The sequence below is a fragment of the Ruegeria sp. CK3 genome (assembly GCF_056536565.1).
The window spans coordinates 154830-179444 of sequence record NZ_JBQFPV010000003.1 but is presented as its reverse complement, the minus strand read 5'-3'; the positions used below and the strand labels follow the sequence as shown (position 1 = coordinate 179444).

The window sequence follows — 24615 nt, the reverse complement described above, 5'->3', positions numbered from 1 at the left end:
AAGGTCTTCTCCATGATGCGCTTGAAAGACATCGCAATTGCGAAGGCACATGCTTTCGGCCTAGCTGATGGGGCAACCGGCCAATGAAGTGAGCTCGACCTAGCGAATGCACCACTGCCGAGTGGATGACCTATCATCGAGTTTCGACGCAGCCGTTTGGGCGATTCCACTGATGAATTTCAAGTTTTATCGTGATGCACTTGCCGACGCAGGGGTTGGTCCCAATGACATTGGGTATAATTCAGAAGCCTGGGATTGGCGTTTCCAGACTGCAACACCGAATAACACGACGCCCCACTTCCACAGCTATTGGACTATCGAAGACGGCCCGGTCGTTTTTGAAATGTCTGCGTCCGAAGAGGGTATCGGAATATTCGGCACAATTATGGATGCATGGCAACGCCCTCTGGATGACGTCGGCTCCAACGGTCGGGACCGCGGTTCAGGAGCAAGGTATATGCTGGTACAGCAGGGATAAAACGGCCCTCTGCTTCCGAACGCTCTGGTCTATGAAAAGGACGCAAACTTCAGCTTTGCCGTGCTTCGTCCGATCCTCGCCGGCTGCACCACCGAAGAAGACCTTGCGAAAGCCACGGCGCTGACCAAAAAAAATCAAGGTTTACTAGTTATCTGAAGCAGGCGGTGAGGTGTCGACACAGTATGTCGACATTTACGGGGTGAACTTGAAAACGACGCCTGTCATGGATGGCGGCATATACGGCCACAAGCACCCCCATTTCATGCTCCCGTAAACAATGTCGTTCAATCTGACTTACCCTACGGAGAACCAGCGCCGATTTGCAGCCCAGATGGCTTCAAACTTGTATTTCCAGGTTCGGGTGGTCTTGCACAAATTTTTCAAAGTACTCTGCAAACGTTCCAACGACCGGTGGGAGTTGTTCGTATGGGGGGTAGTACAGCGTCAACCATAACGACGTGATAGACCAGCTTGGCATCACCTGCACGACTTGCCCGCTAGCCAATCCCTTGTCAGTTATGAAATCCGGCAGAACACATATGCCCTCTCCCGCGACCGCAAGAGCGTAGAGGAAGTCTCCATTGTTGGAGATTATCTTTCCGCCTGCTTGAACTGAAACGTTGCTACCTGCATGCGAGAAATCCCAAGTTTCAGCACGACCTTGCGCGCTGTATGACATCAGAAAGTCTGGATTCAGATCGCGCGGATGATCAGGCAGTGGTATGCGTTCAAACAGAGACGGCGCAGCAATCATATGCCGCGGAACTTCGCATAGTTTGCGCCAAATTGTCGATTTATCGGTAGGCGGTCCCGATACACGTACAGCGAGGTCGCAGTTTTCCTCGATCACATCGAGCAGGGTATCGGTGAAGTTGATCTCGACTGAAATATTCGGATAAGCGAGACGAAACCCCGAGATCACTTGCGGCAGCAACGTGACGCCTAGTGATACAGGCGCGGTCAGACGCAGATGGCCCTTATCAGGTTGGTTGGCCCGTTGAAGACTGCGTGTGACCTTTTCAAACCCCTCCAATAGCGGTCTGTACTGCGCAAGGACAGTTGCTCCGGCGCTGGTTAGTGAAACTTGCCGTGTCGTACGCACCAGAAGCTGTGTGCCGAGGTCTCTCTCAAGCTGCGCTATGATGCGTGTTGCTGATGCCGGCGCGATGCCCAGTTCGCGCGCTGCTAGGGAAAAGCTTTTCAGGTCTGATACGGCGCGCAGAACGCGGATGGGCTTAAGCTCGATCATGTCAGCCTAATAATTCCGTTTTCGACAATAATAAAGCCACATACTTATCTATTAACTTTAATAATAGATGCGCCATCTTTGATGCAAGTTGAACACTCGCCAAGGAGCGGAACATGATCAAAGATATCAAAGGGCTGCACCACGTCACATCGATGGCTGCGGACGCCAGCATCAACAACGCTTTCTTCACCAACACCCTTGGCATGCGCCGAGTGAAAAAGACGGTCAATTTCGATGCGCCTGAGGTGTATCACCTCTATTACGGGGACGAGGTTGGAACGCCGGGCTCGGTCATGACCTATTTTCCTTTTGGTCAGATGCCAAAGGGACGCAGAGGTGCCGGCGAGGTAGGTGTGACAGAGTTTGCCATTCCTACAGGTGGTGTCGAATTCTGGAAACAACGTCTTGCATCTGAGGGCGTGACTGGGCTGGCCGATGACACGGTCTTCGGAGAAAAGCGTCTATCTTTTGACGGCCCCGATGGCGATAGCTTTGCATTGGTCGAGTCTGATGCGCGAGGCCGAACAGCCTGGACCAAGGGCGGTGTTCCTGATGAGGCCGCGATTCTTGGGTTCCGGGGCGCTCGGTTCTCTCTGAAGGGTGTTGATGCGACGGGTGAACTGCTGACCTTCATGGGATACCAGAAAGCCGAAACGGAAGGTGACGTCACTCGCTATGTGATCGAAGGGGGCAACGCTGCAGACACGATCGATCTGCAGCAGCTATCGTCAAGCACCCCGACCGCTGGTCAGGGCGCTGGGTCCGTTCATCATATCGCTTTTGCCGTCGAGGACCGCGCCGCGCAACTGCGTGTTCGGCAGGCTTTGCTGGATACAGGCTATCAGGTCACGCCGGTTATCGACCGAGACTATTTCTGGGCGATCTATTTCCGCACGCCGGGTGGTGTGCTGTTTGAGATCGCTACGAACGAGCCCGGTTTTGACCGCGATGAAGACACGGCCCATCTGGGTGAGGCGCTTAAGTTGCCTACCCGCTACGAGCCACATCGCAGCAAGATCGAAAGTCTCCTGCCCACACTTGCATCATGATTTCAGAGGTTGAAATGTCCAAAGATCTCTATCAGGCGCTTGTGCATGCGCCGCAACCCGCCCGTCCGCTTGTCTTTGCCTTTCATGGCACCGGAGGGGATGAGCACCAGCTTGTTGAATTGGCCGGCACTCTTGTCGCTGGCGCCGGGGTCGTGTCACCACGCGGCGATGTCTCTGAGATGGGGGCCGCGCGGTTCTTCCGCCGCACTGCCGAGGGTGTGTATGACATGGAGGACCTTGCCCGTGCGACGGACAAGATGATTGCGTTCATCGAAGCCCATCGCGCATCGCATCCCGGTCATCCGGTTTATGGCTTCGGCTATTCGAACGGGGCAAACATCTTGGCGGCGGTCTTTCTCAAACGCCCGGACCTTTTCGAGCGGGTCGGCCTTTTGCATCCGATGGTCACGTGGGAGCCGAACGCACATCCTAAGCTGATGGGGCAGAAAGTTCTGGTGACCGCCGGACGACGCGACCCAATCACGCCATGGCCAATGACGGAACGCCTTATCAGTTGGCTTTCTGAACATGGTGCCGAGGTCACTTCGGACGTCCATGAAGGCGGACACGAACTGCGAAACTCTGAACTGACGGCTTTAGCCTCCCACTTCAACGGGAATGTCGGCCCTGGGTGAAGGTTCACGCATTGCATTCAACGTAGACAACACGGCGGCTTCTTTGCGCGCCCAGGACATGAACTCATGAATATGCTCTTCACGTTCCCGGCCCGGGTGGCAACATATGAAATAGCTGAACCCGGTTTCCACCACCGGACCGAATGGGCAAACAAGTCGTCCGTCCGAAAGCGCAGAATATACCAACAGCGACCCGCAGAGCGCGACACCCGCGCCTGCGATCGCAGCGTCCACAATCTGGCCACCCGGAGGTCTTTCAAACCGCATGGCTTTCGAAGGATCGACCGCATTCGGAAGCCCGGCGTGTTGGCTCCAAAGAACCCAACTGGGAACCGACCCGTCCAGCATCGGTGTTGTATCGTACAGAACATGCGTGGCCTTGATGTCGGCAGGGGACTTTATGTCAAACGTGTCCAGCACGCCAGGGCTGGCGACCACCAGCATCAACTCGCGGTGGAGCAACTCCGTGTAACGGTCCTCTGGCGGTTCGCTGGTGTATCGAATTTCGATATCGGCGGTCGCGTGGGTTTTGTGGTCCGAAGGGTTTTCGGACTCAATGTGGACCTGAACATCGGGGTGGTCCTTGGTGAACTTGTGCAGCCTTGGCAAAAGCCACTTGCTGATCAGCGCATTGCTGGAACTGATGCGCAGTTTGGGCGTCTTCTTGGGTCGGACCTCATCGACCACCTGACGGATCTGCAAGAACGCTTCGCTGATCGTTGGCTGCAAGCGTTGCCCTTCCGGTGTCAGATGAATCGCGCGGGTCTTTCGCACAAACAAAGCCACCCCAAGGTCGGCCTCCAGCGCCTTGATCTGCTGGCTCACCGCACCCGGCGTTACCGCAAGCTCATAGGCCGCTTCCTTGATCGAGCCGCGCCGCGCCGCGGCCTCAAAGGCGCGCAGACTTAACAAGGAAGGCAATCGGGACAGCGGCATGGCAATACAGAAAAACAGTTTAGCCTAACTAATGCATACCCGCAGAACTTCTGCTTTGTCGAGTTCAAACTAAGCCCCACATCAATGAACAACAGAACTTGGAACTGAGTGAAATGATCAAGATCCACGAAAAAGCATCGCGGGGACGCACGCAAAACGGATGGCTGGATAGCTATCACACGTTTTCGTTCGGCCAGTTCCAAGACCCGACGCGCATGGGGTTCGCCAATCTGCGCGTAATCAACGAAGACAGCCTGATCCCGGGTGGTGGTTTTGCTGCACATGATCACGCGGATATGGATATCATTACACTGGTTCTGGATGGACGGCTGCGCCACGAGGATAATCAGGGCAATGTCGCCAGTATAAGCGCAGGAGAAGTGCAGGGAATGTCGGCAGGCACTGGCGTGCGTCATTCCGAATACAACGGGTCCACGTCGGAGCCCGCAAAATTCCTGCAAATCTGGCTGATCCCGGATCAGGTAGGTGGTCAACCTGCATACACACAAGCCTCGGTTCCGAACGAAGGGGATGTCCTGCTCGCTGGACCCGCCACATTGCACCCTTTGATCCCGTTGAGATCAAGGGCGCGACTGACGCTTCGTCGGTTCACCGAAGGACAAGAACTTGCGCTTTCTGCAAATGGCGAAAGTGACCGCTTCGTTCATCTGCTGGATGGCCTTGCCTATGCCGAGCACGAACGTCTGAGCGCGGGTGACGGAGTACAAGTTCCGCGATCCGAACAGGTCACTATGCAATTGCACACTAACGGGGCTGCGCTGGTTTTCGATATGCCAAGCCCCGTGGCAAGGAAAGAACCTAAAATCCTCAAAATCAGATCAATCGAACCAGAATTGCAAGGAGACCCGACGTGGCTTGGCAACCATATCTCATATCGCTCGCAGCGGGCCTCGGGATTGGGGTCATCTATGGCCTGATCGCAGTCCGCAGTCCCGCCCCGCCAATCATCGCGCTTTTGGGCCTCTTGGGTATGCTCGCCGGAGAAGCTGCAGTGCAATGGATCCGAGGTCATTCCGACGCTGTGTCACAGGCCCTGCATCTGAAATCCTTCGCCGTCACGCAGGCTGAAGAGACGAGCCAACCAACCAAACCCAAAACCCTTTAGCCCCATCTAACCTCAACAAAGGAATGAAAAATGTCCAAACTTGAAGTCCTTACACCTGAGAACAGCCAGATCATCTTCATCGATCATCAGCCGCAGATGGCGTTCGGCGTGCAGTCGATTGATCGTCAGACGCTGAAGAACAACACCGTTGCCTTGGCCAAAGCCGCCAAGATCTTTGACATGCCCACTATCATCACCACGGTCGAAACGGACAGTTTTTCCGGGCACACCTATCCTGAACTTCTGGATGTAAACCCACAGGCGCCTTTGCTGGAACGCACGTCCATGAACTCCTGGGACGATCAGAAAGTCCGGGATGCACTGGCACGAGGAGCTGCGGAAGGTCGCAAGAAAATCGTTGTCTCGGGTCTTTGGACCGAGGTCTGCAATATCACCTTTGCGCTGAGCTGCATGGCCGATACGGACTACGAAATTTACATGGTTGCGGACGCGTCGGGAGGTACGTCGATTGATGCCCACAAATACGCGATGGACCGGATGGTTCAGGCCGGAGTCGTCCCGGTGACCTGGCAGCAGGTTCTGCTGGAATGGCAGCGAGATTGGGCGCGCCGCGATACCTACGATGCTGTCATGGACTTGGTGCGTGAACACTCCGGCGCCTACGGCATGGGCGTCGATTACGCATACACGATGGTCCACAAGGCGCCATCGCGCACCCTCCATACTGGACCAACGCTGGAAGCGGTGCCCGCCGGTAAAGTCGCCGCAGAATAGTCTGTCGCGCAAAGCCCGCTCGGTCCCTTCATCCCTCCCCATGAAACCGAGCGGGAGAATTTCCAAACCTCTCTCAATCTGTGCCCCAGCAGTAGGCACCGACAACTCCCGCTTTGCCAAAGGATGCGCACCATGGCCGCCCCAGACACGATACTCTTCAACGGCAAGATCACGACAATGGATCCCGACAGGCCCGAAGCAGCGGCCGTGGCAATTTCAGGGGATCAGATCACCGCCGTTGGAACGGACAAGGACATGCTTGGGCTTGCGGAACCCGAAACCGAAACCATTGATCTGGGCGGCCAGCGTGTAATTCCCGGCCTGATCGACAGCCATACGCACATCATCCGACAAGGCAACAACTTCGCCATGGAGCTGCGCTGGGACCACGTTCCGTCGCTTGCCGACGGTCTGCGCATGCTGAAGGCTCAGGCAGAGCGTACTCCTGCCGGGCAATGGATCCGCGTGGTTGGTGGTTGGTCTGTTGATCAATTCGCCGAAAAGCGGTTGCCGACGATTGATGAGATCAATGCGGTCGCGCCAGATGTGCCTGTCTACGTGTTGCACCTCTATGATCGGGCGTGGCTGAACAAAGCCGCCCTGCGTGCAATCGGCATCGACAAACACTTTTACGAGCCCTTTGTCTCAGGACGTCTGGAGCGGGACGATCAGGGCAACCCGACTGGTCTCGCGATGGCGCGCCCCAACGCGCAACCGCTTTACGCGTTGTTGGATATGGCCCCCAAGCTGGATTTCGAACAGCAGGTCACCTCGACCAAGCACTATTTCAAGGCGCTGAATGGTCTTGGATTGACCTCGGCTTTGGATTGCGCGGGTGGGTTCCTGAACTATCCAGATGACTACGGCGTCATCACCGAGTTGAACAAACGCGGCGAGCAAACCGTGCGCATCGGCTATCAGCTTTTTGCGCAGCGTCCGATGTTTGAGCTGGACGATTTCAAACGCTGGAATGACATCGTCAAGCCAGACGAAGGAAACGACTACCTGAAATGCGTGGGCGCGGGCGAGATGCTGGTCGCGTCTGCCTATGATTTCGAAGATTTCAGCTACCCACGCCCCGATCTGCCCAAGCGGATGGAGGGGGACCTCAGGCCGGTACTCGAGTTTCTGTTCGAAAACCGCTGGCCGATCCGTTTCCATTGTACTTACGAGGAAAGCGCCCACCGGTTGCTGAGCCTTATTGAGGAGGTCGGTCGTGACAAAGGGTTGGAAGAGCTGAACTGGATTTTCGATCACGGTGAGACGATCTCAGAATCTACAATGGAGTGGGTTGCCCGTCTGGGCGGCGGTATCAGCTATCAAAACCGCATCGCCTTTCAAACCACAGCCTATCGCGACCGTTACGGCGAAGATGCCCTGCGCGAGGTCATGCCGGTCAAGAAGATGATGGCCTCGGGTGTGCCTCTGGCTGCTGGCACGGATGCGACGCGGGTGTCGTCCTATAATCCGTGGTTGGCCATTCACTGGGCCGTTTCTGGCAAAGGTCGTGGCGGAGACGTCATCTGGAGTGCAGCGAACCGCTTGGATCGGCACGACGCGCTGCGTCATTGGACCGCCGCTGGGGCTTGGTTCAGCCGAGAAGCGGGAAAGAAAGGTCAGATCAAGGCGGGGCAATGGGCGGATATCGCCGTGCTCGACCGGGATTATTTCGCGATCGCCGAGGACGAGATCACCGAAATCGAGGCCGACCTGACACTGACGGGCGGCAAGATCGTGCATGCCAAGGCTCGATTTGCGGCGCATGCACCTGCTCCTATGCCAGAGCTTCCAGATTGGTCACCCGTTCCAATTTTCGGTGCACCCGGCGCTTCGACGCAAAGCCAAGGCAGCCTTGCCGCTGAATAGAGGCAAGACCTCAGGAGATTTCCCATGTTGGACGATCAAAAGCTAAAAATCACTTACAGCGAAAGCGATACAAAAGCACGATACGGCGCTTCGGTGTCCGGGATCGTGAGCGAGGCAGAACTGACACTGTCAAAAGTTACGCCCAGCCTCGTTATCGCCGACCACACGTTTGTCCCGGAAGAGTTGCGTGGTCGCGGCTTGGCTCGGACCTTGGCCGCGCAACTTGTGGCGGACGCGCGCGACAAGGGTCTCCGCATTGTGCCTCTTTGCCCGTTTGTGCGGTCCTACGCCGAAAGAAACCGCGAGGAGTTGGCAGATGTCATCCAGTGGTAGTATCGCGAAACCAGCACCTGCGGCATCAAACTCGGCTTGGGCCCCGTTCAAACATCGGGCGTTTGCGCTTCTTTGGGTAGCGACCCTAATCTCTAACGTCGGCACTTGGATGCATGATGTGGGCGCTGGGTGGCTGATGACGACGCTCAACTCATCTCCGGCGGTTGTCTCACTTGTGCAGGCGGCAACAACCCTGCCAGTGTTCATCTTCGCCTTGTACGCTGGTACGCTGGCGGACCGGTTGGACAAACGTAAGCTGTTGATCACAGTGAACGTGGTGCTTCTGGTACTGGTTTCGGTGCTAACCGTGCTGGTTCAGCTCGAACTGGTAACACCGACGCTGCTGATCCTGTTCACGTTGGCCATCGGAACAGGCACCGCCTTCATGGCTCCGGCCTGGCAAGCGATCGTGCCAACTCTGGTGCCGCGAGATGCGTTGCAACCAGCCATTGCGTTGAATTCAATGGGCATCAACATCAGCCGCGCGATCGGCCCTGCCTTGGCGGGCGTTTTGATTGCATCGGTCAGCTTGGCGGCGCCTTTTGCGGTCAATGCGGTCAGTTATCTCGTGATCATTGGCGCTCTGTTGTTTTGGAAGCACGACGTCGGCGTTTCGAAGACATCTCAGCCTATGTTCAACGCGATGATGACCGGCATGCGGCACGTCGCACACAACGGCCCGCTCAAGGCCACGTTGATCCGATCCTTTGCCTTCTTCATCTTTGCCTCTGCCTATTGGGCTCTGCTGCCGCTGGTCGTCCGGACAATCGAAGGTGGCGGGGCAACGCTGTATGGATTGTTGCTGACGTTGATCGGTGCCGGGGCCGTTGCGGGAGCTTTGACACTTCCGCAGTTCCGCGCGAGGCTTGATGCAAGCACTACAGCTGCAGGCGGCACCATCGGCACTGCCGTTGCCATGGCAATTCTCGCAACGGCGACAACGCCTCCCTTGGCTTATATCGCCGCATTGTTGGGTGGCTTTAGCTGGATTGCCGTTCTCACCACGTTCAATGTGTCGGCGCAGACCGCGCTGCCCAACTGGGTCAGGGCCCGAGGATTGTCTGTGAATCTAATGGTTTTCTTCGGGTCCATGGCGTTTGGATCAGCATTCTGGGGTCAGGTGGCCACGGCAACATCTGTTTCGATCACCTTGCTGATCGCAGCAGGCGGTTTGATCGTTGGCTTGCTTCTTACGCGCAAGTTTCAGCTTGGTCAGGGCGAAGATCTGGACCTGACGCCCTCTATGCATTGGCCGGCACCACAAGTTGCTCTTGAGGAAGACGGCTTGGCATCCCGCGGTCCTGTCATGGTCGAAGTTGAGTATCGCATCCGACCCGAGGACGAAGCTGCGTTTCTGTCCGCGATTCAAGAATGGTCAGGCGAGCGATGGCGCGACGGAGCCTATGACTGGAGCGTTTTTCAAAGTGCAGAAGAGCCTGAGCTATGGGTCGAGGCCTTCATGGTCTCATCTTGGGAAGAACATCTGGCCCAGCACGAGCGTGTGTCACAGCAAGATCGGGACCTTCAACGGACCGTCGCAGCCTTCGATACCCGTGAAAGCGGGCCTGTCGTTCGCCATTTGATCGCACCATGATGAGAGTGTTTGTGATGCTATCGATTTTGGTCACCCAAAGGCCCATTCTTTCGGCCACAGTCCTTGTTGCGCTGTTCTGGGCCCATGCGCCGGAGCAGGCATCCGCGGCTGGTGCGGAGTTTGAAGGCCGTATCGAAGCAGTCAACCGATCGGACGTGCATAGCCGGGCGGAGGGCATTGTCGAAGAAGTGCTGGTTGAGCAAGGCGACTATGTTGAAGCGGGTACGCCATTGCTGCAACTACGAAACGATCTGGAGAAACTGGCGGTCGATGCTGCGCGTGCAAAGCTGGCCAAAGCCGAAGCTCTCTTGCTTCAAGCCCGAGATAGATTGGAACGCGCAGCCCAACTCTCTACGCGGGGAGCGGCAACAGAGGTTGCATTGTTGGACGCCGAAACAAATCTGGCTTTGGCTGAGGCCGAAAGGGCTTTGGCGAAAACCGAGTTGGAGATCGCACAAACCAACTTCGACGACACGCTCATACGTGCACCGATCTCAGGACATGTTGAAGACCCGCGTGTTGGACCGGGTTCGCTGGTTGAGTTCAATTCGGGCGACCCGCCCCTGTTTCAACTCGTAAATCTCAACCGCCTGCGCGTTGTGTTCGAGATTCCCTATGCCCAATGGGTTTCGGGGTTGAACACGAGCATCACGCGCTCGCAGGAGTTATCAAATTCTGGCTGGTTCCATGTTGAAACGGAGGTCGGTCAGGTTCTGCCGAACGCAATTCCGCTTACCGGATCGGCGGTCTGGTTCGATGAAAACAGCGGAAAAATTCGCGTGTGGGCAGATCTAGAAAACCCCGACCAAACGTTGCGACCGGGAATGAAAGTTCGTGTCACGCCCTTTGTCCAGCCAGTCACAGGCGCCGAGCAAGACCACTCCATGGTCAGGCCATGACGAAATCCACCCCACAAGACCCCCTCAACATCAGGCATCACAAGGACTGTTCCAAATGATCAAATTCGAATTGAACGGCCGACCCGTAGAGGTTGAAAACCCCCCTGACGAAATGTTGCTGCTGGTCCTTCGAGATACGCTCAAACTCAAGGGTACGAAATACGGGTGCGGTGCTGCCATGTGTGGAGCCTGCACGGTGCATGTGGATGGTGTGGCGTCATTCGCCTGTCAGATGTCGGTCAGCGATGTGGAAGATGCGCAGGTCACGACGATCGAAGGGTTGTCCGAAGACGGTTCGCATCCTGTTCAGAAGGCCTGGATCGAAGAACAAGTCGCACAATGCGGATATTGCCAGTCGGGTCAGATCATGCGCGCGGCGGCACTTCTGGCGGACAATCCATCCCCGACACGCGAAGAAATCGTCGATGAGATGAGTTCGAACTTGTGTCGATGCGGAACGTACAACCGAATTTTCAAAGCCATCGAACGCGCAGCCAAGGAGGTTTGAGATGACTATGGCCATGAACCGCCGTGGATTTCTACAAGGCGCTGCCGGATTGACATTTTTCATCGGTGCGGGTGGCATCTCATCCGTCCGGGCTGAGGCAGCTGTTGGCACTCTGGATGTCAATCACTGGTTGACGATCCGCGCCGATGGAAGCATCCGGATCGTCTTTCCTTCGACCGAAATGGGGCAAAGCAGCTACTCCACGTTACCCCAAATCCTCGCTGAGGAACTGGATGCAGCTTGGGAAGACGTTGAGATCGAACAGCTAAACGCTGATGATCGACGCTTTGGAAATCAGCTGTTTGGCGGTGTTCTATATACGGCTGGCAGTACCGGAACGCAGTTCTATTTTGACCCGATGCGCAAGGCGGGCGCGCAGGCGCGCGACGTTTTGCTGCAAATCGCAGCACGTGAATGGGCTGTGGACAAAGCCAGCCTTAGGACCGAACCAAGTGTTGTTTTGGGTCCCGATGGCCAACAGGCCGGGTATGGTGAATTGGCGGCGCTTGGTTCAAGGGATGTGACGGTACCAGACGCTGAGACCGTGCCGCTGAAAGACCCATCCGCGTTTCGGATCATCGGGCAAGACCTACCGCGTCGCGATGTTCCGGCCAAAAGCACAGGTCAGGCCGAATACGCGATCGATGTGGATGTGCCCAATATGGCCTATGCGGCGGTCGTACGCGCACCAGTCGAGGACGAGGTACCGCTTTCCATCAAGGACACTGCCGCACGCGAAGTACCGGGCGTCATCGACATCGTGACCGTACCTGACGGTGTCGCCGTCGTCGCGGAAAGCCTGTGGTCTGCCTTGGGCGCACGGGGTTCGCTTGAGGTCGAATGGTCCACCACCTCACCCTTCCGGACCTCAAACAGCGAAGAGACGCTGGCCGAATACGCCGCCGCTGTCAGCGTTCCCGAAGCGTCGGGTGCAACCTGGGCCGAGAAGGGCGACGCCCCTGCAGCCATTGGCAACGCAGACCGTCAATTTTCGCAACTCTATCTGTCGGACTATGCCTACCACGCTCAGATTGAGCCGATGGCGGCCGTCGCCGATGTCGATGCGGACGGGCAAGGTGCCGAGGTTTGGGCAGGCACGCAAACGCAGTCGTGGACTGCGCGCACCGTGTCCGATGTGCTGGGCATCCCCATCGAAAGCGTTCGACTGAACATGATGACGATGGGCGGAGGCTTTGGTCGACGCACAGCCCTGATGCAGAACTATGTGCGTGATGCGGCGCTGTGCTCTAAGGCCGTTGGACGCCCTGTCAAAGTGATCTGGCCGCGTGAAGACGACGTGAAACAGGGGACCTTCCGCCCGGCTGCGGCCCAAAAGCTTGAGGCCGGTCTGACAGCGGAGGGAAAACTGGACGGGTGGTATCACAAGGTCGCCACACCAACGGTCATTGGTTTCTTCAACCCGCTGCGTTGGGATGCGGTGAACCCGAACGATGTGATTTCAATGCGTGGTGCAGAGAGCAAATTCTATGGGATCAAGGATTTCCGCGCCGATCACCTGATCATGGACCGGCACGCCCGCCTTGCCCCCTATCGCGGCATTGGGGCGTCTTACACGGCCTTTGCGGCAGAGTGTTTTATGGACGAACTGGCAGAACAGGCCGGGCGGGACCCATTGGAGTTCCGGCTAGATCTTGTTTTTGAAAACCCGCGTGGGCGACACCTGCTTGAGAAGGTGGCCGAGATGTCCGATTGGCAAAATCGGGGTGATCGAAACCTAGGACTTTCTTTCGCTGGCTACAGCTCCTCCATGGCCGCAGGTGTAGCGGAAGTTGAAGTTGACGCGGACAGCGGAGAAATCCAGATCACCAACTTCTGGGCCGCAATCGATGCCGGCCTGATCGTCACGCCAGACAACGCACTCAATCAGATCGAAGGTGGTATCGTGTTCGGTATCTCGATGGCTCTTTCCGAAAAGATCGATATCGAAAACGGCGAAGTGGTGCAAAGCAACTTCTGGGATTACGAGATCACGCGCGCGTCGCAAATGCCGGAAATCGAGATCTACGTCGCAGAGGTCGATGCACCGCCTGTTGGTGTTGGCGAGGTTGGCACTCCGATGGTGCCTGCGGCTATCGCCAACGCATTCTATGCCGCGCAAGGCAAGCGCCTGCGCCACATGCCGTTTACACCTGACCGCGTCACTGCCGCGCTGAAAACGTAACGGGCTAAGGATACTGCCGGTCTTTTCCTTTGACCGGCGGCACATGTGCCAAGACCCAACTACAGACAAAGGACCCAATGCATGAGTTGGAACCCCACGCATAACCCTGAGCACCCAAACGCTTCGGCAGACAGTGTTGAAACTCTGATTATTCCGCGCGCCCGTGATCTTGGTGGGTTTGAGGTCCGGCGTGCATTGCCCGCGCCCGAACGCCAGATGGTTGGACCGTTCATCTTTTTCGACCAGATGGGCCCGGCCGAGTTCGTCACGGAAGGCGGTATAGACGTTCGCCCTCATCCGCATATCGGTCTTGGAACCGTAACCTATTTGTATGATAGCGAGTTTGAGCATCGCGACAGCTTAGGCACTCATCAGATGATCTATCCGGGCGAAGTGAACTGGATGGTTGCAGGCAAGGGCGTCACGCATTCGGAACGCACCAGCGCGGAAACACGGGCCAAGCGAAATAGGTTGTTCGGGATTCAAACTTGGATCGCGTTGCCAAAAGACCGGGAAGACATGGCGCCGGACTTTGAACACCATAAGAACGCGGCGCTACCTGAGCTTCAAGATACGGGCATTCAAGCAAAACTCATACTCGGATCAGCTTATGGCAAATCCAGCCCCGTGACGATGCAATCCGAGACGTTTTACGTCGACGTCATTCTTTCGCCGGGCGCTCGTTTTCCATTGCCGAATGATCAGGAAGACCGTGGGATCTACGTTACTGAAGGGTCGGTTGAAATCGCGGGTGACATCTTTGACGCCGGACAAATGATGGTCTTTCGACCAGGCGACAAAATAAGCGTTCGGGCTGGTGAAAAGGGTGCGCGTCTTATGGCGCTGGGTGGGGCAACCCTCAGCGAGGAGCGTTTCATCTGGTGGAACTTCGTTTCGTCGTCCCGAGACAGGATTGAAGACGCCAAAGAGTCTTGGAAGGCGGCGGATTGGGCCAATGGCCCCTTCAAACTGCCACCGGGTGACGACGCCGAGCATATCCCGATTGCGCCAGAACTAGAGCAAACCTTGCCCAATAGAAAAACCGAGCCTTCGGCCTGACTGTCAGACCGGGTTTGAAGGTTTTTTGAAGTGCGCAAAACCCGTTCTAGAGGCCCAAAATATTTCGTGCCTGGTCGGCTGTCGCAACCGGGCGGTTGTATTGGGCACAAATCTCTGCAGTCCTTGTCACAAGCGCTGCGTTTGAGGGTGCCAACGTATTGCGATCTAGGCGTACGTTGTCTTCGAGGCCGGTTCGCGCGTGGCCACCTGACGAAATGGCCCAGTGGTTAAGAACCTCCTGTTGGGCACCAATGCCTGCAGCGCACCACGGCGCACCTGGAAACAGTCGGCCAACTGTCCTCACGTAGAAATCGAATACGTCCCGATCCGCAGGCATTGCGTTTTTCACACCCATCACAAATTGCACATAAGGCGTGTCTTTGATTTGCCCTTTCTTGTGCATCTCGGCCGCCTTCAGGATGTGGCTCAGATCGAACGCTTCGATCTCTGGTTTGACGTCATAAGTCGCCATTTCAGCTGCGAGCCAGTCGACAAGATCGGGTGGATTTTCATAGACGCGCGTGGGGAAGTTGTTCGACCCCACGGACAACGACGCCATATCCGGCCGCAACGGCAACATGCCGCCCCGCGTCTTGCCCGCCCCCGATCGCCCTCCAGTCGAAAACTGGATGATCATGCCAGGGCAGTGTTTCTCAAGCCCCTCTTTCAACCTTGCGAACTTTTCCGGGTCGCTCGATGGCGTCTCGTCGTCATTTCGAACATGAGCATGGCAAATGGATGCTCCTGCCTCAAAAGCGGCCTGTGTGCTTTCGACTTGTTCCTCGACTGTTATGGGCACGGCCGGGTTATTGGCCTTGGTTGGTAAGGACCCTGTTATGGCAACACAGATGATGCAGGGTTCGGACATTTCAGGCCTCTTGCGGTGCGAGGACAAAGTCGAATTCGACATCCCAGTAGGGACCTTCAAAGCCAACTTCCGCAGATCGCGCCGGTTCATCGACCCGGTTGAATTCGGCGATCAGGCTTTCTTTGACCCCAAAAACCGCATCCGAATTGATATATTGGTCGTCGGGATCGAAAATATGCGTGGTCAGGTCGTCATACCCTTCTTTGGATACGATGTAGTGTAGGTGTGCTGGTCGGTACGGGTGTCGACCAAGACGCTTCAACAGATCGCCAACCGGCCCGTCATCCGGGATTGGATAGTTCTTTGGCCGCACCGCACGGAACCAATACGTCCCGTCAGCACCGGTCGTGAAGACGCCACGCAGGTTGAAATCAGGTTGAATACCTTTCTGTTGCACGTCGTAAAACCCGTCATCATTGGCCTGCCAGACATCAATCTTGACGCCTTCCAGCGGGTTGCCCTCAACATCGGTGACACGACCCCGCACCACCATGTGCTCACCCTTTTGGTCGAGACAAATGTTGTGCCCCATCTCGTATTCCGGGGCACCTCCCACGTGGAAAGGTCCCAGAACAGTGTTCTCGGAAGCCCCGGTGGGGCGGCGTGAGTTCACGGCATCCACCAGCATCGACACGCCCAGGACATCGGACAGAAGAATGTACTCCTGCCGCCAATCATCGCACATGTGCCCAACCTTGGTCAGGAACATGATCGCCTCGAACCATTCCTGCTGCGTCGGCTCAATTTCCTTCACGGCTTCATGGAGCTTTCTGGTGATGACTTCCATCACCTGCTTCAGCCGTTCGCTTTCTGCGTTTTTGTTGCGTGCCGTGACGACCTCGGCCGAGTTTTCCTCGGTAAAGTATCCCATCTCATGCGAGTCCATTGTGGCCTCCTGACCTGTGTAAGTTTGCTCCAGATTGGCTCATCGCGAAAGCACCGTGGTCAGCGCGCGACGCAGTTCGGCTTCGGCATCCGCAGCCATATCGGCTGAGCGCCATGCCACGTGTTGATCAGGACGGACCAACAAACAGCCCGTATCCGAAATCTCCGACGCGCGCGCCCAATCCCCGGTGTGGTCGACATAGGTCTGGCGCGGGCCGATGACGTGACAGCGAATGGGCATGCCAAGTTCTTTCGAGACGGTTTCCGCCGCATTCACCCACGCCTCACCACCGATACCGGTAAGCACAGTGAATTCTCCGCGACCGCATAAATCCAGAGTTGAATGTTTGCTCCCTGTATCATGATCAAACACCCAGACATGTGGAATGCGCGCGCCGGACCAAGTCGTCGGCTGGTAGTGCAGCTCAGCATCCTGATCAAAACCGGGATTGGGTTGACCATCCGTTTCAATCGCACAGGAGTCGTAGCGTTGGTTCATTTCTACGCCATGCGCATCGAACTCATATTTCTTGAAGGCAATCGCCTCGCGAATGGCCTGCCTTTGTGCCGCAGCTTCCGGCGTTGATCCTGTGCGAGCCTCTAGATTGCTTTGCATGACCTCTGGGTCGACACCTTCGGCCATTCCGAGCGATTCAAAGATGGGACCGAATTCACAGATGGATTGGTTGGCCCGTGTGACGATCTGCTTTGCCACGGGCGCGCGTTCTTCGCTGTAGCTGTCCAGCAAGTTCTCGCCAGCATGGCCTTTCAGGACTGCAGCCAGTTTCCAGGCGAGGTTGAAACTGTCCTGAATTGAGGTGTTCGACCCCAGCCCGTTTGACGGAGGGTGTCGGTGCGCCGCGTCACCCATTATGAACACGCGATCCTTTTGCATATGGGTCGCGTACATATTGTTGACGGTCCAGGTGTTGGCGCTGATCAGTTCGATCTCAAGCTCAGGGTCGCCAACCAATTGCCGTGCAACCTGAGTGGCCATGGCCTCATCCACCTCGGGGGCGGGTTGGTTGATGTCATAGCCCCAAACGATGAGCCATTCGTTCCATGGGCGGACCATGCGGACTAGACCCATGCCAATTCCACCGACATTCGCACCCGGTTGCATCACCCAATAGAGGACCGAGGGTCGATGCGCGACGTATTTACTGAGGTCCGCACGGAACAGGATGTTCATGGACCCACCGACGCCCATCTGTCCTTCAAAAGGCAAACCGGCATGTTCCGCGACCAGAGAATTGCCTCCGTCCGCGCCGACCAGGTATTTCGAACGGATCGTGATTTCTTCGCCCGACAAACGATCCAAACACGTCGTTGTCACACCATCTGCGTCTTGCTCATGCCGCAAGTATTCGGTGCTCATCCGCGCCTGAGTCCCACGGCGACAAGCGGTGCCAAACAGGATCGGTTCCATGAATGTCTGCGGAAGATCGTTCATCATCGTCGGGCTGGACAGCAAGTGCTCGGCCTTGGACAGAGGATGATTGCCCCAGCTTTTCATCCGCCCGATTTCTTCACCGGCGAGGCTTTCGCAGAACACGTTTTCACCCATCAGATCCTGATGCGCGGCGTGCATATAAGCTTCGGCCTCGACCTCATGACCAAGGTCGCGCAGCACCTCCATCGTGCGCTGATTGGTGATATGTGCCCGCGGTGTATTGGCCAGCCAGCGATAGCGGTTGATGACCATATTCTCGACGCCATAGCTCGACAGCAGAGCCGCCGTTGCAGACCCCGCCGGGCCGGTCCCGATGATCAGGACATCCGTTGTGATGGTGGCCATAAGCTCTCTCCCTTGTTCTTTGAATTTCTCAGGACCGCGGATCCCAGAGGCGGCCGTCATATTCGGCCTCATAGGCTTTGCCGTCCGGGTAGCTGACCAGTTCCAGCTGCATGCCCCAGGGGGCGAGGAAATAGACCCAGGTCTCGCCAGCGCTTGGCCCGTCGGTCATGGTTGTCGGGTTGCCCAGAACCTCAATACCTTTGTCCTGCAAATAGCTGACGGCACCTTCCATATCGGTGGTGTAGAACGCGATATGATGACCGCCGATATCCGAGTTGCGCGGCAGTTTCGTATCCTGATCCGGCGCGGTGTATTCGAAGATTTCGAAATTGGCGCCGTTGCCACAGCGTACCAGCCGCATCGTCGGGATCTCGGCCTTGGCGTCCACGTTCAGGTGGTCTGCCATCCAAGTGCTGTCACCGCCCGAGAACGGCCCCAACGGGTAAAACACATTGCAACCGATTACGTCCTGAAAGAAGGTGACAGCCTCATCGACACTCGGGACTGTAAATCCCACGTGGTCCGTGCCGGTCATTCCCGGCAAGGAACTGCCAGCAAATGCGCCAGTTCCAAGTGCTGTGACTGCGACCGTTGCGAGTGTTTTCATGGATCAATCCTCCTTGTTCGACTGCGCGCCAACCACCAAACGACGGCGCACGGGGAATATTTGAAGTCCGGTTTTCTCAGAGATCAGGCCCCAGATGCCGCGCGGTGCGAAGAGCATGACGGCGATCCCGATCAGCCCGAGCACCATGAGATACCAGGAGCCGTAGTCAGCCAGCAGGCTTTGTAGGATGAAGAAGATCAGCACGCCTAGAATCGGGCCTTCGATGGTGCCGATGCCTCCGATCACGACGATGAAAATCACGTAAGCCGTCCAGTCGGTGACCGAGAACGCCGCATCCGGTGAAATCCGCAGTTTCTGAACGTAAATCAGAGCGCCCGTTAGTCCCGTCCCAGCGGCTGAGACGAGGTAGACTAACCACTTCATCCGCACCGCGTCGACGCCGACGGATTTCGCTGCTTCGACATTGTCGCGTACCGCAGCCAGCGCCAGCCCGCGCTTTGTTCTGAGCAACCAATAGATGCCCGCAATCGTTGCGATCACCAGCGCCAATGCCAGCCAGTAGGTCAGGATATCGCGCGCTGCCGCTCCGCGAACGTCAAAGGTGGTCTGGATCCACTCGGTGGCCCACATCTCACGTGTTGCGGTGCGCGGCAGAGAGGTTCCGGTGCCACCGCCGAGCACTTTCCATTGGGCCACCAGCAGGCGCATGACCTCGGCGATGACCCATGTTCCGATGGCGAAATAGGCCCCTTGCAGGCGGAAGGCGAAGAAGGCTGTGGGAATGGCGACAATCAGGGCCGCAACGCCGCCCAGCAGGATTGCCGGAACTGGGTCCATACCCCAAAGGATGACACCGCCGAACATGGCGTAGGCCCCCATGCCCACGAAGGCTTGCTGACCGACGGACACAAGGCCACCATACCCCGCCAGCAAGTTCCAGAACTGCGCCAGAACAAGCATCGTAAAGATGAAGAACAGGTCTTGAATCAACCCCCTGCTCGCAAATGTCGGCAGCAGGATGAACAGGATGATCAGTGCGATGCAGACGGCTCCGGCAGTGTTTGACGCGCGGGTCTGTGTCTGGACGAGGTAAATCGAAGTATCTGCCATCAGTCCACCGCCCTTGGAAATAGGCCTCTGGGTTTGATCAGAAGCACGATGAGAAACGCCAGGTGGCCAGCCAGGATTTGCCATTCGGGATTGATCGCCGCACCAACAGTCTGAGCCACACCGATGATGATGCCGCCCGCAAGCGTGCCCCACAGGCTGCCCAGCCCGCCGATAATCACTGCCTCGAAAGCATAGATCAGGCGCGCGGGGCCGATATTGGGATCGAAATTCGCGCGCATCCCCAGGTAAAGCGCGGCCAGTGTCACCACCAGCATGGCGATCGCCGTCGCGGTTGCAAAGATGCGTTCGGGGCGGATACCCATCAGCCCAGCCGTGACCGCATCATCGGATGTCGCGCGGAAGGCGCGGCCCAGTTCGGTCCGATAGAACAGTTGGTTAAGCGCAACGATCACGAAGATCGCGGACCCGAAGGTCAACAGAGGCAACACGCCAAGGTTCAGCCCCCCCACCTGCACCGAGGCTGTAGTGATCTCACCCACTGGCAGGCGCTGGCTGTCGGCGGAAAACCCTTCAAGCAGCGCATTCTGGAGGACCACGGACAAGCCAAACGTGACCAGCAAAGGCGACAAGATGTCCGGCCCCAGTACCCGGTTCAGCACGTGGCGCTGCAAGGCCCAGCCCACACCGAACATGACAGGCGCGGCGATGAACACCGCCAGGAACGGGGAAAGACCCAGAAGCGAGACAAGCAGCAGGATCAGGTAGGCAGCAAAGACGATCAGGTCTCCGTGCGCAAGATTGACCAATCGCATGATCCCGAACACAAGGCTGAGACCGGCCGCGAACAGGGCATAGAGCCCGCCCAGCAGGACGCCCTGAATGATGGTGTCGATCCAGATCATGCGGCGGCCCCTCCGAAATAGGCGTCATGAATGGCCTCGCGGCTGAGCGTGTCTGCCGTGCCCTCCAACGTGACGCGGCCTTCCATCATGCAATAGACGCGGTCGGCCACCTTCAGCGCCTGACCGATGTCCTGCTCGACCACGATCAGACTGGCCCCGGCCTCCTGAATGCGGGGAACGGCGGCGTAGATATCCTTGATAACGACGGGCGCGAGGCCGAGGCTGATCTCATCGCACAACAAGACACGCGGGTTACTCATCAACGCGCGGCCTATGGCTACCATCTGTTGCTGACCACCCGACAAGGCAGTGCCCGGATGGTTGCGCCGTTCTTTCAGGATCGGGAACAGGTCATAGATCGTCTGCAAAGACCAATGCCCCTGTACCTTGCGACCATATGTTCCGATCAGCAGGTTTTCCTCGACGCTCAGCGACGGAAACAGCTTGCGGCCTTCGGGCACCATCGCGACGCCGCGCCCCATGATCTCGTCCGAGGTCAGATCACCGATGGGTTGGCCGTCGAACCGGACCTGATCCGGACCATTTGTCAGTACACCCGAGATCGAGCGCATCAGGGTGGACTTCCCTGCCCCGTTTGCACCAATGATGGCGACGGTCTCGCCCTGTTCCAGATGGATATCCACGCCGAATAGGGCTTGAAAATCTCCGTAATGCGCGGTCAACGCTTGGGTTTCCAGCAAACTCATCAGACCTCGATCCCCAGATAGATTTCTTTGACTTCGCGGCTGTTCATGATCTCATCCGGATCGCCCAGACCGATTACCTTGCCGAAATCCAGAACCAACAGCCGCTCGACCACCGAGGTGAGCGCATGCAGGACGTGTTCGATCCAGATGATCGTCACACCGCTGCCGTGCAGCCCCTTGATTGTGTTGATCAGCGCGGTGCATTCGGCATCGGTCAGACCCCCGGCAATTTCGTCAAGCAGCAGCAGCTTTGGGTTCGTCGCCATTGCACGGGCCAACTCCAGCCGTTTGCGTTGCAACAGCCGCAATCCACCGGCCGTGTCATTGGCCACATCCAAAAGTTCCGTTTTCTCGAGAATGCGGGCGCAGTCCTGTTCGACCTCCTGTTCGGATTTGCTCTGCCCGTGCGTCGCGGCCACCAGCAGGTTTTCGAACACCGTTAGATGATCAAACGGCTGAGGGATCTGGAACGAGCGCCCAATACCCGACAAGCAGCGCTGCATCGGCGGCACGCGCGTCACGTCAGCCCCGTCGAAATGGATCGATCCCGCATCTGAGGTCAGATTGCCCGTTATCAGATTGAACAGCGTCGACTTGCCCGCCCCATTCGGACCAATGATCCCAAGGGCCTGCCCCTGCGCGACATCAAAACTGACATCGTCAGTGACGGTGAGCGCACCGAAGCTTTTTGAGACGTTTTTGAGCGAAAGAATGGTCATACCGGTGTTCCTGCCCCGGACAGGGTCCGGGGCGCTGGTTTCGTTGCGATCAGGAGATTTCTTCCATCACACCTGCAGTCGGAATTTCGGGTGCTGAAGAGTTGTCGACGATCACGAGGTCATAGCTGCCATTGTCGAGCAGCCTCCACTGTCCTCCGACCAAGGGTGTTTTCGCAACGTTCTGCGCAGCGAAGGGTGGCAAGCCCACACCATCAAAGGCGATCCGGCCAACAATGGAATCCAACTGCGTGGCAGCGATGGCCTCAGCCACTGCATCCCCGTCACCTGCGTCATCAACACGTCCCATGACGTTAGCGGCCATTTCAAACAGTGCGTGCACAAAGCCGATGGGCTGGGTCCATTGGCGGCTGGTGGCGGCCATGTAACCCTGAGCCAATTCAGCCGAGCTTGCGCCGGTCAACGACGATGAGAACGGATGCGTCGGTGACCACCACACCTCGGAACTCAGGTTGTTGCCTGCGTTACCCAAAGCTTCGACGGCCTGCGGGAACAGGATCGCTTTGCCAATGCTCGCCGCCTTTGGGGTGAAACCTTGCTGCTTGGCCTGGCTCCAGAAGGTGGTGAAATCAGGCGGGATCGGCACGCCGGTTACAATTTCAACATTCGCCTGACGAAATGCGTTGATCTGGGCCGAGAAATCGTCGGTCAGGTTCTGGTACCGTCCGGGATCTGTCAGGCTATATCCCAACTCGGATAGAACCGGCGGGAAGCCCACATTCGGGTCGCCCCAAGCATTGCCATCACCGTCATTCGGGAACAATGCACCGACCTGCTTGTTGGTCTCCAATTGGCCCCACATCGCCGTAAAGACTGAGATAACGTCCTCAAGGCCCCAGAAGAAGTGATAGGCGTAGTAGAACGGCTCCCAGCTGGCTGGATCGCCGGGATTGCCCTGTTGGCCGATGAACCACGGCTGCCATGGCGCAACAGTGGAAATACACGGCACTTCCTCAGCCTCACAGGTCGAGGCAACCGGGTTGGTCGTTTCGGGTGTTGAAGCGACCAGCATGAGGTCGATCTCATCATCCACGATCAACTCGCCCGCCACGTCTGCTGCCCGGTTCGGGTTCGACTGGCTGTCCTTGACGATGACTTCGAAACTCGCACCGGCCTCAGATGCGGCGAAATTGTCGAGAATAAACTTGTCGGCCTCAGAAAAGGCGGCCAGAGGACCTGATTGCGGGCTGACATAGCCCAGCTTGATCTTGGCGCCCTGAGCGATAGTGGGCGCAGCGAGCGTGCCGGCGGCTAGGCCGAGGCCGGTTGCAGCGCTGGATTGCAGCAATTTGCGTCGTGTGATCATGTGTCCCTCCCTTGACACGGTGAAGTCAAACGCTTGGGGCGTTGCCCGCCCACGCGTTTCGAAGAAGCGTCCGCAGCCCATCAGCAGTGACCGGCTGTGGGTTCCAATACGGGTTCTTGAGTGCGATTTCGGTGGCGCGGTTCAGATCGGCCTCTGACAGGCCAAAGTCTCTAAGAGCCATTGGTGCGCCCATGGATTTGGAAAAATCCCAAAGCGCCTGGCCGGGCTCAGAACCGCCGAGAATTTCTGACACGGGTGCCAGAAGCTCCGGCACACCCGCCGCGTTGTAGGCGATGGCATGGGGCAGAACGACTGCGTGGGTTTCCGCGTGCGGCAGATTGAAGGACCCGCCCAGCGTATGGCAAAGCTTGTGATGCAACGCCATTCCGACCAGACCAAGTACCGTGCCGCAGGCCCATGCACCACGCTGCGTTTCTTCTCTGGCTTTCAGGTCGTCGGGGTTTGCCACAACGGTTGGCAGACCTTCCGCAAACGCTCTAAGGCCGTCGATCGCCAATTCCGTGGTCTGATCCGTGCGATCCTTGGCATAAAGCGCCTCAGTTGCATGAGCCATTGCGTTCAAGGCGCTGGTCACGGTCATCGCGGGCGGCAAAGACGCTAAAAGTTCAGGATCGTACAGAATGACGCGCGGCAGAACCTTCGGATCTGTAAGGGTGGTTTTGATGCCGTCCTCAGTCTGACCCAGAATCGGAGTCGCCTCGCTGCCGGCATATGTGGTCGGGATGGCGATTTGTGGCAAACCGGTCCGAAGGGCAATCGCCTTGCCTAAGCCAATCGTCGAACCTCCACCGATAGAGACAATGCTATCGGCTTTGACAGACAAGGCATGTTCAACCGCTTCTTCGGTCACGCCAACCGGGGTGTGCATGGTTGCGCGAGTGAAGACGCCTGCAGCACGATCCCCAACAGTTGTTGCAAGCTCCATTGCCATATCGACTTGCTGAGGCGTCGACAGGATCAGCGCCTTATTCGATCCCAGCTCCGCCAACTCTGCGCAGATTTTGTTGCGCAAACCTGCGCCGAACCGGACTTTCTGACCATTGATGCTATTGGTGCTGAGAGCCATAGGGTGGGTTCCTGACAAGCGATGGATTGCGGGTCTG

At 57.2% G+C, this 24615-nt stretch carries 25 protein-coding genes; 13 read left to right on the top strand and 12 right to left on the bottom strand.

What is annotated here, in order from left to right:
• The first annotated feature begins 172 nt into the window (after nucleotides 1-172).
• Nucleotides 173-478, top strand: a complete 306-nt coding sequence (locus ACR0C3_RS05120; RefSeq protein WP_480757503.1) for a DUF1254 domain-containing protein — start codon at nucleotides 173-175, stop codon at nucleotides 476-478.
• A gap of 337 nt (nucleotides 479-815) precedes the next feature.
• Here the strand turns inward: ACR0C3_RS05120 and ACR0C3_RS05115 are convergent, their stop codons facing one another.
• A complete protein-coding gene (locus ACR0C3_RS05115) occupies nucleotides 816-1727 on the bottom strand; it encodes a LysR family transcriptional regulator (protein WP_480757501.1) in 912 nt (303 codons plus the stop codon).
• 113 nt (nucleotides 1728-1840) lie between these two features.
• Here ACR0C3_RS05115 and ACR0C3_RS05110 point away from each other — a divergent pair, with 113 nt between their 5' ends.
• A complete protein-coding gene (locus ACR0C3_RS05110) occupies nucleotides 1841-2776 on the top strand; it encodes a VOC family protein (RefSeq protein ID WP_480757500.1) in 936 nt (311 codons plus the stop codon).
• Between the two features lie 14 nt (nucleotides 2777-2790).
• Complete coding sequence (locus ACR0C3_RS05105) at nucleotides 2791-3411, top strand: alpha/beta hydrolase (protein WP_480757499.1); 621 nt, start codon at nucleotides 2791-2793, stop codon at nucleotides 3409-3411.
• On the opposite strand, the gene ACR0C3_RS05100 is transcribed toward ACR0C3_RS05105, so the two are convergent.
• Entirely contained in the window at nucleotides 3373-4323 is a 951-nt protein-coding gene (locus ACR0C3_RS05100) for a LysR family transcriptional regulator (RefSeq protein WP_480757498.1), read from the bottom strand. The two genes, ACR0C3_RS05105 and ACR0C3_RS05100, sit on opposite strands and share 39 nt — an antisense overlap.
• A gap of 137 nt (nucleotides 4324-4460) precedes the next feature.
• On the opposite strand from ACR0C3_RS05100, the gene ACR0C3_RS05095 reads away from it, so the two are divergent.
• The 10 genes from ACR0C3_RS05095 (at nucleotide 4461) to ACR0C3_RS05050 (ending at nucleotide 14649) form a co-directional block, all read left to right on the top strand.
• Nucleotides 4461-5285: a pirin family protein gene (locus tag ACR0C3_RS05095; RefSeq protein WP_480757497.1), complete on the top strand. Its 825-nt coding sequence runs from the start codon at nucleotides 4461-4463 to the stop codon at nucleotides 5283-5285.
• Nucleotides 5219-5473 carry a DUF1427 family protein gene (locus tag ACR0C3_RS05090; protein WP_480757496.1) on the top strand — a complete coding sequence of 85 codons (255 nt, stop codon included), beginning with the start codon at nucleotides 5219-5221 and terminating at the stop codon, nucleotides 5471-5473. Before ACR0C3_RS05095 ends, ACR0C3_RS05090 begins: the two co-directional genes overlap by 67 nt.
• A gap of 30 nt (nucleotides 5474-5503) precedes the next feature.
• A complete protein-coding gene (locus ACR0C3_RS05085) occupies nucleotides 5504-6208 on the top strand; it encodes a hydrolase (protein ID WP_170680874.1) in 705 nt (234 codons plus the stop codon).
• A 132-nt stretch (nucleotides 6209-6340) separates the two neighbouring features.
• Nucleotides 6341-8074 (top strand): amidohydrolase, encoded by a 1734-nt coding sequence (locus tag ACR0C3_RS05080; protein WP_480757495.1) that lies wholly within the window; start codon nucleotides 6341-6343, stop codon nucleotides 8072-8074.
• A 24-nt stretch (nucleotides 8075-8098) separates the two neighbouring features.
• Entirely contained in the window at nucleotides 8099-8407 is a 309-nt protein-coding gene (locus ACR0C3_RS05075; RefSeq protein WP_170644293.1) for a GNAT family N-acetyltransferase, read from the top strand.
• On the top strand, nucleotides 8391-10001 hold the full coding sequence (locus ACR0C3_RS05070; RefSeq protein WP_480757494.1) for an MFS transporter: 1611 nt from the start codon (nucleotides 8391-8393) through the stop codon (nucleotides 9999-10001). The genes ACR0C3_RS05075 and ACR0C3_RS05070 overlap by 17 nt, the downstream gene beginning before the upstream one ends.
• 14 nt (nucleotides 10002-10015) lie before the next feature.
• On the top strand, nucleotides 10016-10900 hold the full coding sequence (locus tag ACR0C3_RS05065) for an efflux RND transporter periplasmic adaptor subunit (protein ID WP_480757493.1): 885 nt from the start codon (nucleotides 10016-10018) through the stop codon (nucleotides 10898-10900).
• Between the two features lie 55 nt (nucleotides 10901-10955).
• Nucleotides 10956-11408 carry a (2Fe-2S)-binding protein gene (locus ACR0C3_RS05060; protein ID WP_480757492.1) on the top strand — a complete coding sequence of 151 codons (453 nt, stop codon included), beginning with the start codon at nucleotides 10956-10958 and terminating at the stop codon, nucleotides 11406-11408.
• A gap of 1 nt (nucleotide 11409) precedes the next feature.
• On the top strand, nucleotides 11410-13590 hold the full coding sequence (locus ACR0C3_RS05055) for a xanthine dehydrogenase family protein molybdopterin-binding subunit (RefSeq protein ID WP_480757491.1): 2181 nt from the start codon (nucleotides 11410-11412) through the stop codon (nucleotides 13588-13590).
• 81 nt (nucleotides 13591-13671) lie between these two features.
• Nucleotides 13672-14649, top strand: a complete 978-nt coding sequence (locus ACR0C3_RS05050; protein WP_480757490.1) for a pirin family protein — start codon at nucleotides 13672-13674, stop codon at nucleotides 14647-14649.
• 46 nt (nucleotides 14650-14695) lie between these two features.
• On the opposite strand, the gene ACR0C3_RS05045 is transcribed toward ACR0C3_RS05050, so the two are convergent.
• Genes ACR0C3_RS05045 through ACR0C3_RS05000 form a run of 10 tightly spaced genes read right to left on the bottom strand, consistent with a single transcriptional unit; the run spans nucleotide 14696 to nucleotide 24578 of the window.
• Nucleotides 14696-15517 (bottom strand): 3-oxoadipate:acetyl-CoA acetyltransferase, encoded by an 822-nt coding sequence (locus ACR0C3_RS05045; RefSeq protein WP_480757488.1) that lies wholly within the window; start codon nucleotides 15515-15517, stop codon nucleotides 14696-14698.
• A 1-nt stretch (nucleotide 15518) separates the two neighbouring features.
• Nucleotides 15519-16403: an intradiol ring-cleavage dioxygenase gene (locus ACR0C3_RS05040; protein WP_480757486.1), complete on the bottom strand. Its 885-nt coding sequence runs from the start codon at nucleotides 16401-16403 to the stop codon at nucleotides 15519-15521.
• A gap of 39 nt (nucleotides 16404-16442) precedes the next feature.
• Complete coding sequence (locus ACR0C3_RS05035; RefSeq protein WP_480757485.1) at nucleotides 16443-18200, bottom strand: FAD-dependent oxidoreductase; 1758 nt, start codon at nucleotides 18198-18200, stop codon at nucleotides 16443-16445.
• Nucleotides 18201-18228: 28 nt separating this feature from the next.
• Nucleotides 18229-18807, bottom strand: a complete 579-nt coding sequence (locus ACR0C3_RS05030) for a VOC family protein (protein ID WP_480757483.1) — start codon at nucleotides 18805-18807, stop codon at nucleotides 18229-18231.
• Nucleotides 18808-18810: 3 nt separating this feature from the next.
• Entirely contained in the window at nucleotides 18811-19878 is a 1068-nt protein-coding gene (locus ACR0C3_RS05025; RefSeq protein WP_480757482.1) for a branched-chain amino acid ABC transporter permease, read from the bottom strand.
• Nucleotides 19878-20741 (bottom strand): branched-chain amino acid ABC transporter permease, encoded by an 864-nt coding sequence (locus ACR0C3_RS05020; protein ID WP_480757481.1) that lies wholly within the window; start codon nucleotides 20739-20741, stop codon nucleotides 19878-19880. The genes ACR0C3_RS05025 and ACR0C3_RS05020 overlap by 1 nt, the downstream gene beginning before the upstream one ends.
• On the bottom strand, nucleotides 20738-21448 hold the full coding sequence (locus ACR0C3_RS05015) for an ABC transporter ATP-binding protein (RefSeq protein ID WP_480757480.1): 711 nt from the start codon (nucleotides 21446-21448) through the stop codon (nucleotides 20738-20740). The genes ACR0C3_RS05020 and ACR0C3_RS05015 overlap by 4 nt, the downstream gene beginning before the upstream one ends.
• Nucleotides 21448-22167: an ABC transporter ATP-binding protein gene (locus ACR0C3_RS05010; RefSeq protein WP_480757479.1), complete on the bottom strand. Its 720-nt coding sequence runs from the start codon at nucleotides 22165-22167 to the stop codon at nucleotides 21448-21450. The genes ACR0C3_RS05015 and ACR0C3_RS05010 overlap by 1 nt, the downstream gene beginning before the upstream one ends.
• 49 nt (nucleotides 22168-22216) lie before the next feature.
• Nucleotides 22217-23491 (bottom strand): ABC transporter substrate-binding protein, encoded by a 1275-nt coding sequence (locus tag ACR0C3_RS05005; protein WP_480757478.1) that lies wholly within the window; start codon nucleotides 23489-23491, stop codon nucleotides 22217-22219.
• 25 nt (nucleotides 23492-23516) lie between these two features.
• Nucleotides 23517-24578 (bottom strand): maleylacetate reductase, encoded by a 1062-nt coding sequence (locus tag ACR0C3_RS05000; protein WP_480757477.1) that lies wholly within the window; start codon nucleotides 24576-24578, stop codon nucleotides 23517-23519.
• Nucleotides 24579-24615 lie beyond the last annotated feature (37 nt).